The 13215-nt window shown below is 55.0% G+C and carries 12 protein-coding genes; all 12 read right to left on the bottom strand.

Annotation, left to right across the window (positions count from 1 at the left end):
• Positions 1-28: 28 nt before the first annotated feature.
• The 12 genes from DTHIO_RS09935 to DTHIO_RS09880 all read right to left on the bottom strand — a co-directional run bounded on the left by DTHIO_RS09935 (position 29) and on the right by DTHIO_RS09880 (position 12900).
• Positions 29-1399: a B12-binding domain-containing radical SAM protein gene (locus DTHIO_RS09935; protein WP_244156351.1), complete on the bottom strand. Its 1371-nt coding sequence runs from the start codon at positions 1397-1399 to the stop codon at positions 29-31.
• Positions 1344-2090, bottom strand: coding sequence for a tetratricopeptide repeat protein (locus DTHIO_RS19790; RefSeq protein WP_050775178.1), 747 nt, complete (start codon positions 2088-2090; stop codon positions 1344-1346). The genes DTHIO_RS09935 and DTHIO_RS19790 overlap by 56 nt, the downstream gene beginning before the upstream one ends.
• Positions 2091-2120: 30 nt before the next feature.
• On the bottom strand, positions 2121-3002 hold the full coding sequence (hisG, locus tag DTHIO_RS09925; protein ID WP_008870157.1) for an ATP phosphoribosyltransferase: 882 nt from the start codon (positions 3000-3002) through the stop codon (positions 2121-2123).
• Positions 2999-3376, bottom strand: coding sequence for a phosphoribosyl-AMP cyclohydrolase (gene hisI, locus DTHIO_RS09920; protein WP_008870156.1), 378 nt, complete (start codon positions 3374-3376; stop codon positions 2999-3001). The genes hisG and hisI overlap by 4 nt, the downstream gene beginning before the upstream one ends.
• A 405-nt stretch (positions 3377-3781) precedes the next feature.
• The gene (gene rlmN, locus DTHIO_RS09915; protein ID WP_040418450.1) at positions 3782-4813 is read right to left on the bottom strand and encodes a dual-specificity RNA methyltransferase RlmN; all 1032 of its coding nucleotides are present in this window, start codon (positions 4811-4813) and stop codon (positions 3782-3784) included.
• The gene (locus DTHIO_RS09910; protein WP_008870154.1) at positions 4810-6135 is read right to left on the bottom strand and encodes an HD domain-containing protein; all 1326 of its coding nucleotides are present in this window, start codon (positions 6133-6135) and stop codon (positions 4810-4812) included. Before DTHIO_RS09910 ends, rlmN begins: the two co-directional genes overlap by 4 nt.
• Positions 6136-6845: 710 nt before the next feature.
• Complete coding sequence (locus DTHIO_RS09905) at positions 6846-7760, bottom strand: dihydroorotate dehydrogenase (protein ID WP_008870153.1); 915 nt, start codon at positions 7758-7760, stop codon at positions 6846-6848.
• A 2-nt stretch (positions 7761-7762) separates the two neighbouring features.
• A complete protein-coding gene (locus tag DTHIO_RS09900; protein WP_008870152.1) occupies positions 7763-8548 on the bottom strand; it encodes an iron-sulfur cluster-binding protein in 786 nt (261 codons plus the stop codon).
• Between the two features lie 301 nt (positions 8549-8849).
• Entirely contained in the window at positions 8850-10409 is a 1560-nt protein-coding gene (locus tag DTHIO_RS09895; RefSeq protein WP_008870151.1) for a DNA repair protein RecN, read from the bottom strand.
• A gap of 178 nt (positions 10410-10587) precedes the next feature.
• Positions 10588-11457 (bottom strand): ABC transporter ATP-binding protein, encoded by an 870-nt coding sequence (locus DTHIO_RS09890; protein ID WP_208596399.1) that lies wholly within the window; start codon positions 11455-11457, stop codon positions 10588-10590.
• Entirely contained in the window at positions 11450-12340 is an 891-nt protein-coding gene (locus DTHIO_RS09885) for an ABC transporter ATP-binding protein (RefSeq protein ID WP_008870149.1), read from the bottom strand. Before DTHIO_RS09885 ends, DTHIO_RS09890 begins: the two co-directional genes overlap by 8 nt.
• Positions 12341-12609: 269 nt before the next feature.
• Positions 12610-12900 (bottom strand): nucleotidyltransferase family protein, encoded by a 291-nt coding sequence (locus DTHIO_RS09880; protein WP_008870148.1) that lies wholly within the window; start codon positions 12898-12900, stop codon positions 12610-12612.
• Positions 12901-13215: the final 315 nt, after the last annotated feature.

Genomic DNA, 13215 nt, shown 5'->3' with positions numbered 1-13215 from the left:
GTCAGACCATGAAAAACTGCCCTGCTCCTCATGCCCCTGCTGCAATACGACTCCAGTAATTGCGCTTTGCCCAGGTAAAACCACCTGGAACGCAGGGCCAGATGGAGTTGTTGTGCGCCAGGGGATCATCTAAGTCCAGCCAGGTATAGTTTTTTGCTTCTTCAAACATCTCGCTGCCGGGAATGGGCGAATACTGGGTAAGCTCGGGGCGGATGCCCCATCTGCGCACCTCCCGGATGCTCTGCAGGACTTCTGCATTATCCTGCCCGGGCAGGCCGAAGAGTACATACGCAGCCATCTGTTCTTTTTCAAATCCTGCCTGCAGCAGATTGTGCATGCCTTGGCTCCACTCGTCTGATGCAAGCTTTCTGTCCGGCCGGGACCCGAAAGCCCCGGTCTCGAATCCCAGGCGGATGGTATGCAGTCCGGCCCGGTAAAAAAGTCTGCACACTTCCAGGTCCAGGTAGCGCACGTGCAGGGCATTGGGAGTGTGCAGCCTTATCTCCATCCTGCTGGATATAATCTTGTCCAGCAGGGGGATAAGCAGATTCCGGGCATTTACCAGAAGGGCATCGTCGTAAAAGGCAAAATCCCTGATGCCGCGCATGTATTCACGCCTTATATGCTCAAACAAAAGACCTGCCTCAGCCTGCCTGAAGCCCGGATAAAGCCTGTACCCGGAACAGTAACTGCACCTGAAGGGGCATCCCCTGGAACCCATTATCACCGAATAACCGCTTTGTGTATAAAACGAGGTATCCAGGCTCATGCCCGCATCCCGGGGCAGTTCTGGAGGGCTGGAACCAAGCAGGTTCCACACCTTGGCCCAGTTGTCCTCGTCCTCCAGGGGACCTGAAATTACCAGGTCCACGTCCAGCCTGAGCGCATGCTCCCGGCACAAGGTGGCATACACCCCGCCCAGACAGACGGGCACCCCTGGCCAGAGCCTGCGCAGCATGCGCACAGCCGCGACAATGCCCGGATACCAGTAGGTCATTATGGAAGTGATCAGGATAAGATCCGGTGGAGGATCAAGCCTGGCCAGGGCTTTTTCCACCCTGTCCCCGGGAAGGCCGTACCGGCTGTACTGCCGGGGAACATCCGCCAGAACCCCCGGCCTGGGCAGGACGGTGCGGGGATAGCGTCCTGCTCCGGTATACCCGGCAGCAGGCCAGGGCTGATCCTGCCAGGTGCGGTCCATGCAGTCCATAAGAGCGGTGCGTGCTCCAGCTTTGGAGAGCATGTCCAGGCAGACCAGGAGGCCGGCCGGCCTGGCCCAGAGATTGTAAGCTGCAAAGTCGTAAACCCAGGGGTTTACCCCGAGTATCCAGGGGCCGCTTTCTCTAACGCAGGGCCTCCAGGTAATCCCGGGCCATTTGGGCCTCTTGGGAGTCATCATTTTGCTCGATTACGTGCTCAAACCACGTTATTGCTTCGCTGTCCCTGCCGGCCCGAACCAGTTCCTCGGCATAGGCAAGACTCAGCCGGGCATTGCCCGGCATGGCCTGGGCCCCCCGCTCGAAGATGCGCAGGGCCTCATCATAAAGATCCAGTTCCTGGTAAAGGCTGCCGGCCAGGTCGTAGCCGGGAACAAAACGCCTGTTTTTTTCCACGGAGTTCACTGCATATTCCAGGGCTCTTTCTAAATCTCCCTCTTCCTGAAAAAGCGAGGCCAGGTTATAGTATGCAAACTCCGGAGTCATGTATTCTTCAATCTCCAGAGCCGCTTCATAGGCCTGTCTGGCTTCCTGAGTGCGGCCCTGGGCCTTTCTTACCTGGCCCAGGTTGTTCCAGGCCTCTCCGTAATCAGGCTTTAGTTCCAGGGCCTTTTCAAAATCCCGGGCAGCCCTGTCCCAGTCTTCCATGCTGGTATGGGCCAGTCCCATGTTGAAATACAGCCTGGGATTATCCGGAGAGGCTTCCTTTACCTGCTGCAACTGCTCCAGGGCCGGCCTTGGCTCATCCTCGATGAGATAGCGCTCAGCCAGGTCCAGGCGCAGTTCGGCCTGATGCAGACTCATGCGGTCGGCCCCGGTATGGGCGCATCCTGCCAGAAAAACAAGCAGCATTAAAGAAATCAGTCTGGGCATAATTGAACTTGATTGTGGATAACCAGGCAATCAGATCACCTTGTTCAGGGCGTACTCAATAATGGCCTCGGCGCCTTTTTCCTGGAGCCTGGGCACCAGTTCCCGGACCCGGTCCTCCTCCACCACGATTTCCACGGACAGCCAGTCTGTATTGTACAGATGGGCAACAGTGGGGGCTGTCATACTGGGTAAAAGGGCCATGACGTCTTCCACCCTGTCCGCGGGCAGGTTCATTTTCAGCCCCACCAGCCGGTCCGCCCGCAGAGCACCGTGCAACAGGGTGTTGATATTCTCGATCTTGTTTCGCTTCCAGGGATCTTCCCAGGCCTCTTTATTGGCGATGAACTGGGTATTGGTCTGCAGAAGCTCGGCTATTATCCTTAGCCCGTGCGCCTTGATGGTGGACCCGGTTTCGGTGACCTCCACAATGGCGTCAGCCAGTCCCTCCACCACCTTGGCCTCTGTTGCCCCCCATGAAAATTCCACCTCCACGGGAATGCCAGCATTGTGAAAATAATTATGGGTAAAGTTTCTTAACTCTGTGGCTATCTTTTTGCCTGACAGATCCTCGGGGCGGCGGTAGGGTGAATCACCGGCCACCGCCAGCACCCACCTGGCCGGCCTGTTGCTGACCTTGGAATACACCAGGTCCGAGACCACCACCACGTCGGATTCATTTTCCATGATCCAGTCTTTTCCGGTAAGCCCCGCATCCATGGTCCCGTTTTCCACGTACCTGGATATTTCCTGGGCCCGGCAAAGAGAACACTGCATCTCCTGGTCATTTATTTCCGGGAAATAGTTCCTGTGATGGGGCTTTATCTTCCATCCGGCCCGGGCGAAAAGCCTTCTGGTGGCTTCCTCCAGGGAACCCTTGGGGATGCCCAGCTTCAGGACTTGCTCGCTGCTCATTTATTGTAAACCTCCTTGGGATCGAATACTTTTTCGGCATGTTCCAGAAAACGGCCATCCTTTTCCACCCGGGTGTAAAAGCAGCTTTTGTAGCCCTTGTGGCAGGCCGCTCCCCCCACCTGTTCCACCATGAACAAGATGGTGTCATAGTCGCAGTCTATGCGTATCTCCCGGATCCTCTGCACGTGTCCGGAAGTTCCGCCTTTATGCCATATACTTTTTCTGCTGCGGCTGTAGAAATGGGCCTCACCGGTATCCAGACTCTTTTCCCATGCCTGCTCGTCGGTGTAGGCCAGCATGAGCACCTCGCCGGTCTCCCACTCCTGGACTATCACGGGCAACAGCCCGTTTCCCTTGTCAAAATCGGGTTTCAAAACATATCTCCTTGTTTACCCTTGATCATTTCTTACTGATACAGGGTTTTACAACCCCCTTATACCCACACTCCAAACTTCTTTTTTCCTTCCATCACTGTAAATATTCGACATCTGCGGGCAAATAGCCAGGGTCCGGGGGTTCGGCAAACAGGGCGTAAACTGTCTGAGCGACGTAGGCAGCGTTAATCAAAACCGTTAAACACTGAATTTAATACAAAGCATGTTTTTGATGTCATTCTGGTTGAGAATGCCGTGTATAGGTTTTGATTTACGCTGCCTTGGAGCGAGTTTTTACGTCCTGCTTGCCGAACCCCCGGACCACTGGAGCACATAATTATTATGGTGAGAATTTGCTCATAATTCATCATTCCGCATTCATCATTTCTTCCCCTGATCACCCGGTCATGAATCGGCAATGAGCTGTCCGCAGGCGGCACTTATGTCCTGGCCCTTGCTTTTGCGCAGGGTGACAGTCAGCCCCTTGGAGCGAAGCACTTCCTCAAACGTCAGTATGGTCTTCTCCTGTGGCGGCTGATATCCTTCCTGCTCCCCGGGGTTGTAGGCCAGCAGGTTCACCTTGCATTTGACCCGGGACAAAAGACGCACAAGGGCCCTGGCCTGGGCCGGGGAATCGTTTATATCCTTTAACAGAACGTATTCAATGGTAATACGTTCCCTGGGGGCAAGAGGGTATTGCTCCAGGGCCCTGACCAGGTCCTTTATATCCCAGGTTGCGGCCCCGGGCATAAGCCTGCGGCGCAGATCCTGATCCGGTGCATGCAGTGACACCGCCAGCATCCCCAGACGGGAGCTGCCGAATTCCTGCAGCCTGTCCCTGACCCCCACCGTGGACAGGGTAAGCCTTCTTCTGGAAATCCCCAGTCCCAGGGAATCCGTCATCATGTACATGGCCTTTTTCACCGCATCCCAGTTTAAAAGCGGCTCCCCCATGCCCATAAGCACCACGTTGGTCAGACGGGTACTGTCCAGGCCAGTGTCCTCCAGGTGCCGGCATGCCACAAGAACCTGGGAAGCTATCTCTCCGGGGGTGAGATTGCGCTTGAACCCCATACACCCGGTACTGCAGAAGACACATCCCATGGGGCACCCCACCTGGGTGGATATGCACTGGGTATAATAATCCTTTTCCGGGATGATGACCGTTTCGATAAAAAAGCCGTCATTAAGACCCAGCAGGAGCTTTACTGTCCCGTCAATACTTTCCTTTTTCTGGACCACGGCAGGCCTTTGCAGGACAAACTCCTGCTGCAGACTGCTGCGCAGGGCCTTGGAAATGTTGGTCATCTCCTGGAAATCCCCGGCTTTTTTCTGCCATATCCACTGCCAGAGCTGATCCGCCCTGTAGGCCGGTTCCCCGCGCTCTTTCAGCAGATTCTGCATTGATTCGCGGTCTTGTTCCAGCAGGTTGTCTATTGCAGATGCTCCTTTTCCTTGTAGCGCATGACAAATTCTATGGCCTCGGGCACCGAAGTAACATCTCCAGCTGCCTGGGCCTGCAGCAGGGCCTCCCGGATCACCCCTACCCCGGGACCGGGCTTGATGCCGGTGAACTCCATGATCTCGTGCCCGTTCAGAAGAGGCTCCAGAGTATCCTCGCTGACCTTGGCCTTCTGCAGCATCTTCAGGTTGTGGTTGAATTCCTTGTAGCTGCCGTCCCTGGCCTTGATGTCCGCCCGGACCATTTCCATGAGCCTGGGATACTCGTCCAGGGCCATGAACCTTCGGATGCCGCGGTCTGTGAGCATGAAATGAAAGCGCATATGATGGCGCACCAGGTGGCACACCAGATCGATCTCATCGGTATTGAACCTGAGCCGCTTAAGTATCTTGCGGGCAACCTTGGCCCCTATACGGTGGTGCTGGTAAAAAGTGATTCTGTCGTGAAAATATTCCGCGGCAAACAGCTTGCCCACGTCATGAAAGAGGCAGGCCATGGTGCCGTACCAGTCATAGGGAAGTTCTTCCGGATAATAGCGCATCACCCCAAGGGTATGCTCCCATACATTTTCCAGGCCCTCCTCCTGATTTTTCACCTGCTTTACCCTGCTGAGGGATGCAAGCTCCGGGATGAGACCGTGCAGGATCATGGATTCAAACAGAAGACTTACGAACCTGTGCATATTTTCGGCTTCCACCTTGCGCCATTCGTCCATGAGATCTGTAACTGACACGTAGTCCAGAACCCTCCTGGAAGATCTGAGAATGGCCAGCCAGGTGTTACCCTCTATGGGCAGGCCGAAATTGGCTGAAAAACGCAGGGCCTTGATGGCCCGCAGATAATCTTTCTTCAGAGTCTCGTCGGGCAGCCCCTCAAGGGTGACTTTGCCTGTATCCAGGTCTTCAAAGCCGTCGTAAACGGCCCTGGGATCCGGAATATAAGGACAGGCCCAGGTCAGGGGCATATCCCCCATCTCTTCCAGGCGCTTGACCAGCCTGGGAGTCATGCGGGCTATGGTGCCGTCGGTGTATGAACTTTCTATGACGTCTGCGGGGTAAAAATTGAAGGTCACCTGGCCCTGGCGTAGAGAACCAAGGAAATCCAGTCCCCCGGATGTCTCCAGGCTGGGAAAAAGCTTGGTCAGGCCGGTAAAGTCCAGTTCCGTACAGATATCCACTTCCATGTGGTCCTGATCCATGGCCCGCTCCTGCAGGGGGGCATTGATGACGTATGCATCGTAGCCGTTGCGCATAATGGTCTTGCACACGGCTGCTGCTTCTTTTATGGGCTGGGACATTTTATCTCCTTAAGATTTCGCCTTGAAGCAAAACCCTGCAAAGGTTCAACCGGTTGCAGCAAATAAAGGGGCCGGCCCTCCCGGAGGGCTACCCCTTTCAAATCCAGCAGTGCAGCTTGTTTGCAAGCTTACAGCCTATCTGACACCCTTATTTTTTTCAAGTCTTAGCAGGCGGGTGCCCCTGATTTATTTATCCCCGCAGGATACAGCTGCTAAATATGGCTATACCCTTAGTCCAGTGTAACCATTCAGGGGGTGCCGAAATCGGCCTGGGGACAGTCCCCGCGACACATTGCCTTCACAATCACCAATATTACAAGCGCAAAATTCCGTGATCCTGCACAGACCTACACAGCGAGGGACAGTCCCCAGGCCTTGTGCCAGTTATCAACATCGAGGACCCCCTGAATGGTGACAGTCCAGTTATCTGCTAATGGTTGATTGGGGTAATGAAGGGATTTCATACAACCACCCCCGGCCCCTCCTTGGCTAAGGAGGGGAGTTCACACCGGGCCTGTATCCTGTCCAGAGGAGCAGACCCAGTGAAAAAAATCAGTTACCAGCAGGTTGTTATAAAATTTATACTAAGCACCTGAACAACTATTTTCTGGTTCCTGGTTCCTGGCTCAAATGCAAAAAATGAAATTTCCAGCACGGACTGCTCCCCTCCTTGGCTAAGGAGGGGCCGGGGGTGGTTCGTTATGAATATTTCATTGAGTTTCCAGAGAACCTCTGAAGTCCTCGAGAGACTCTGCACCCAGTTCAGCCAGCAGGCCCGGCAGCTCGTCCACCAGGTCGAAAATCAGGTCCGGACGCATGAAATTGGCCGTGCCCACCTGCACCGCGTGGGCCCCCACCATGATGAATTCCAGCACGTCCCGGGCGTTGCAGATGCCCCCCAGGCCGATAACCGGGATATCCACTTCGCTGCAGACCTCGTAGACCATCTTCAGGGCCACCGGCTTCACAGCGGGACCGGAAAGACCGCCCACTATATTGGCCAGCCTGGGCTTTCTGCTGTGGATATCCACTGCCATGCCCCCCAGAGTGTTTATCAGGGAAATAACATCCGCGCCGGCATCCCGCACCGCCCGGGCAATGACCCTGATATCCGTGACATTGGGGCTTAGCTTGATGATCAGCGGCTTGTCCGGGCTGGCCCTGCGCACTTCCCGGGTGACGGATGCCGCGGCCTCGGGGTCCTGGCCGAACTGCACCCCGCCGCAGCGCACATTGGGACACGATATATTCACCTCCAGGGCCCCCACTCGGGGTGCATCCCCCAGGATTGCCGCCAGCTCCACGAATTCTTCAGCACCCTGGGCATAGAGATTGGCTACCACCGGGGTTTCATCCGCAGGCAGAAAGGGAAGCTTCTGTGCAAGAAATTTTTCCACCCCCACATTTTGCAGGCCTATGGCGTTTAGCATGCCGCAGGGTGTTTCAGTGATGCGCGGTGTGGGATTGCCGCTTCGAGGATGCAGGGACAGGCCTTTGACCACGATGGCTCCCAGCTTTTGCAGGTCTCCGTAGGGAGAAAATTCCAGGCCATAGCCAAAGGTCCCGGATGCGCTCATGATGGGATTTTTGAGGCGGAGTCCGCCCAGATCGACACTTATATCCATAGCTACAACACCAGTTCCCCGGCATCAAAGACCGGTCCTTGTACACAGCTCTGTACCAGACCCTGGCTGCGCGTCTCAACCACGCATCCCAGGCAGGCACCTACTCCGCAGGCCATTCTGGTCTCCACCGAAAGCTGGGCCGAGGCCCCTGCTTCCAGCACATGCTTCTGCACCACCTGCAGAAAAGGCATGGGACCGCAGGCCAGGATCTCTCCCCTGGAAGCAAACCGGGATATCTGCTCCCTGAGGACCCGCCCGAAATGCTCCATGTCTTCCTGGTTCGTCTGGCGCATGTTCTGGCGCTGCATCTCCCCGGGCAGTTCATCAAAGGGGTAGCAGGACCGGTCCATGCGATGACCAAAGATAAGGCTCAGCTTGCCGGGATAGGGATGCTCCTTGCAAAGGCCGATAAAAGGAGCGATGCCCATACCACCGGCCAGGATCAGGTAGCGTTTTTCAGGGGAGAGCCTGAACCCGCGCCCCAGCGGACCCCACATGTTGATTTCACTGTCCGGTGCAGCACTGCTCAAAAGACTGGTTCCCCGTCCCACCACCTGCATAAAGATGCGCACGTATTCCCGGGTCTTTTCGCAGATGGAAAAGGGCCTGGGCCAGACCGGGTCCTGGCCCCATTTTTCCGGCCTGAGCATGACGAACTGCCCCGGGGTGTAGTCCCAGGAAGGCGGCTCAAGGTAAAGATGAACAAAATCCGGGTTTGCGGCAAAGTCCAGCCCCAAAAGCCTGACCCTGTCGCAGGAGCGCGATTTTGTCTGAGTGCTTTTATGCATGAAATTTATAAAGTTTTAAGTTGCAGGTTGTAAGTACTTCCGCCCAAGAGACCCTTCTTGTTCCCACAGGTCCTAAGCCACTCGAACTTCTGTCCTCTTCTAAATAATCATAATTTCAATTCATTAAGTTCAGCATGTTGCTGTCATACAAGTTTGTCATTTTTTTGCGTACAGCACAGCCTTCTCCTCCTTGGTTAAGGAGGGGCCGGGGGTGGTTCGTTCTAATAACCACTTCCTTATCCATTTACTCGCAGATTCGGTCCCGGACGAGCAAGCGTGGAAGGCTGACATCCGTCTTCACTCATCCGCCTTCCCCAGCCATACGCGCAAGCTCGCTTCTGGACTGCTCAGCGTCCAGCCTGGAACACAGGGTATAGGTCTGGTCACTGTAGACCTCTTTTTGCACCATGAAATGACAGTCGGCCAGGTCCGCCAGCTGCGGCCAGTGGGTTATCAGGAGAATCTGCCGGTTGCGGGACAGTTCCTGGATCCTTTGTCCCACCTGGATCAGGGTGCCTCCCCCGATACCTGCATCCACCTCGTCAAATAAAAGGGTGGGCATGCCCTTTTCCGAACGCAGCCCTACCAGGGCCAGCAAAAACCTGGAAAGCTCGCCTCCGGAAGCGATCTTGTCTAAGGGCTGGGCCGGCTGACCCGGGTTGGGTATCCACAATAGCCTTGGCCTGTCTTCATTGATGCCCGGATAAATTTCCACAGGGGAAAATTGAAACTCCACCCGGATATGCTCTGAAAACCCCAGGCACTGAAGCTCCTTTTCCAGCCTGGAGGCCAGCTCACCGGCGCATTTCCTGCGCTCCTGGTTGAGCTCTCCTGCGGCCTGGTCCAGTTCCCGGGCCAGGCCGGCCTCCTGGCGCTCCAGCTGCTTCAGGTCCAGGCGGCCCTGGTCCAGAAAAGAAAGATGCTCCTGGATCTCTCGCTCCATGTCCAGGATTTCATCCAGGCTGCGCCCAAGCTTTCTTTTCAGCTGGTTCAGCTCCCACAGCCTGGATTCCACCTTTTCCAGTTCCGCCTCTTCGTCATGCACCCTTGTGCTTCGAAGGACCCGGTCAAAATCTTCCAGTGCTGCGGCAGCGTTCTCCAGTTCCCCGGCCTGCCTGGCATACCCTTCATCCAGGGCTTCCATACGCTCGGCTATGCGGCAGAGCTGGCGTATGCCATCCAGGAGACTTCCCTGGGGCGAATGCAGGATGTCCAGACCCTTTTGCACGTCCTGGGCCAGGTCCGCCCTGGATTTTATCTCATCTCGCCGGGCCAGGAGGTCATCTTCCTCCCCTGCCTCGGGATGCACCTCGTCAATCCTGGCTTTCTGATACTCCAGGAGTTCTTTTTTCTCTTCAAGCTCGGCCAGCCTGCCCTGGATCTCTTTTTTTCTGTCCAGGACCTGGTTCATGCTCTCCAAGAGTTCGTCCTTTTTCTGCAGTACTCCGGGGTTTTCCAGGAATCCGTCAAGGATCCTTACATGGTAGGCAGGCTTCAAAAGTTTCTGCTGCCCGTGCTGGCTGGTATAGATAAGAAGACTGTCCCGCAGGGACTGGATGCGGTCCTGGGAACTCAGGGAATCGTTCAGGTAAAACCGGCTGCGCGAAGTCCTGGCCGCAAGCTCGCGCTTGATGATATACTCCTCCCCGTCCAGGACAAAGACCGCCTCCACCACGGCCTTGTCCTCCCCGGCACGGACCATGGAAGCGGACATCTTTTCCCCCAGGATAAAATCCAGGGCCTTGAGGATAAAGGATTTGCCCGCCCCGGATTCACCGGTAAGCACGTTCAGCCCCGGGTCGAATTCCAGTTCCATGTCCTGGATAAGGGCCAGGTTTTTTATTCTTAAAAGTTCCAGCATGAATTTTCAGCCTGCAAACCTTCCAACAGGGGATGTGCCCGCAGCCGGGTTTAGACTCTCTTTTTTCTTTTTATACAGCTAAAAACAGTTAAAACAACAGGCTTTATGGTCCTGCCCTTCTGCAATATACACTTGAACGTACACTGCAGAGGCAGAATGTCAAGACTGATGAAGTGCTCTACAATCCCGGTACAGCCTGCAACAGCTTTATAGTATACGGATGCTGCGGTGCACTGTAAATAACTTCCGAGCTTGCCTGTTCCACGATCCGGCCCTGGTGCATCACCAGGACATAATCGCTTATGTGCTCCACTACTGCCAGGTCATGGGCGATGAACAGGTAAGTAAGCCCCAGCTCTTCCTGCAGATCCTGCAGCAGATTGATTATGGTGGCCTGCACGGATACGTCCAGGGCGCTTACCGGTTCGTCGCAGATGATAAATTCCGGCTCCACGGCCAGGGCCCTGGCTATGCCTATGCGCTGGCGCTGTCCGCCGCTGAACTCGTGGGGATAGCGCCGCAGCTGATCAGGCTTGAGCCCTACCATCTCCATGAGCCGGGCGCAGCGCATGTGCCTTTCATCTGCACTCATCCGGGGAAAGTGGATGCCCAGGGGCTCTGTGAGGATCTTTTCCACGCTCATCCTGGGGTTGAGGGAGTTGAAGGGATCCTGAAAGATCATCTGCATCTTTTTGCGGTAGGGGAAAAATTCGCGTTTGCTCAGGCCGACTACATCACTGCCCCGGTAGAGGATTTCTCCGGCGGTGGGCTGAATAAGCCTGACCATACTGCGTCCTGTGGTGGTCTTGCCGCTGCCTGACTCCCCCACCAGGCCCACGGTGGAGCCCTCCGGAACACTAAAACCCACATCATCCACAGCCCGCATGTAGCCCCGCACCCGCCTGAACAGACCTCCGTAAACAGGGAAATACACCTTGAGATTTTTAACCTGCACCAGGGCCGGGGCTGAAGTCCTGTCCCCGGTGTGCCCGGGTTTGTCCTGAACCGCCTCCCCCGCCGGGCTCATGTCAGTTTGTGCATCAGGCATGGCCATGCTCTTGTTCCTGCCTGGTTTCGGATTCTATGGTGGGCAGTCTGCGCAGCTTGCGTCCCAGAACAGGAATGCAGCCTATGAGGGCCTTAGTGTAGGGATGCTCCGGGCTTTTGAGAATCACCGACGTCTCTTTTTGCTCCACGATCCTGCCATGGCGCATTACCGCCACCCTGTCTGCAAATCCGGACACAATGCCGAAATTGTGGGTAATGAGCATGATGGACATGCCCAGTCTTTCCCGCAGCTCCCTTAGAAGGTTTATTATCTGGGCCTGGATGGTCACATCCAGGGCTGTGGTGGGCTCGTCCGCCACCAGGAGCCTGGGGTTGCAGGCCAGGGCCATGGCTATCATCACTCTTTGCTGCATGCCGCCGCTCAGCTGATGCGGATAATCCTCAAAACGCCTTTCAGGCTCATGAATCTTGACCATGTCCAGTGCCTTTACGATTTCTGCTTTTATATCTTTTACTTCGGGGCGATGCAGGCGGATGGCCTCGGCGATCTGGTGGCCTATGGTAAAAACCGGGTTCAGAGCAGTGCCCGGCTCCTGAAAGACATAAGCTATCTGCTTGCCCCGGTACTGCCTCAGCTCCCTGGCGCTGCACTCAAGCAGATTGCGGCCCTGGTAGAGCACTTCACCGCCCACCCGGCATCCCGGAGGCGGAGGCAGAAGACCGGTCAGGGACAGTCCGGTAACACTCTTGCCGCTGCCGGACTCCCCCACCACCGCCAGGACCTCTCCCGGGGCAATGGAAAAAGACACGCCGTCCACAGCCCGGTGTACCTCACCATGGGATTCGAAGTCTATACACAGACTGCGCACCTGCAAAAGGCTGCTTCCGGACAGGTTGTTCTGTTCTTTTTCACCCGGCTGCATAATCCTCCATATATATCCTACCCTGATCAGTGTCTTTAAGGCTTTGTCTCTCACCTGTAATCATTTATTTTCGAAATATGATGCACCTGCAAAAAGTCGGGGAATGAAAAATGCAGATATCATTCACGCGTCCAGCCACGCGTCCTGCCAAGCTTTCCTGCCACGCGTCTTAGCGTGGTTAGCGTGGTTCGCGTGACATAACTATTTGATTTTACTGACCTCTGATCTCTGACGTCTGTGACTGCAAAAATGACTTTTTGCAGTCACAACTATACATAGGTCACCTCTTGGGAAATGATCGGCTGGAGGCGGGGCTTAAGGTTGTCTGCCAGAACAAGATCCACCGATCGGCCGAATGCGTCTTCCAGGAAAAATTTAAGGTCCATATAGTTGTCAAATGTGGGCTGATCCAGCTCTACCAGAATATCCACATCGCTGCCAGTCTCTGCAGCATCATTAAGTACAGACCCAAAAAGACCGATTCGTCTCACGGAAAATCTTTCCTTGAGTTCTTTTCTGTGCTCTTGCAGAAAAAATAGGATTTCCTCTTTCTTTTCCATACACTATCCTATAGTGGCTGAGACAGTAGTTTTTAGTTTACTCTCAATTCTACAGTGAAACTTATGACTGACCTCCGTGGACTGTCCGGCACCTGCTTGGGAATGATTTCATGATGTCGCTGCAACTTGCTAAAATATCAAGCAGGTACGGGACTATCCCCAATTGAGATACGTTCACGGCTTTCTGTTCGACTCTATCATTATTAGTTAGCCGCTGGTATCTGTTTAGCGCTTTGCATGTGGCATGGGGACTGGCTCTTCCGGGACCCACTTGTCCCAAAAAATGAGATATTTTAAGCACAAAATGATGCTCAA

Origin of the sequence: Desulfonatronospira thiodismutans ASO3-1, from assembly GCF_000174435.1 — a bacterium.
GTDB lineage: Bacteria > Desulfobacterota > Desulfovibrionia > Desulfovibrionales > Desulfonatronovibrionaceae > Desulfonatronospira > Desulfonatronospira thiodismutans.
Note: the sequence above shows the minus strand (reverse complement) of the source record. Positions and strands in the feature narration are given on the sequence as shown.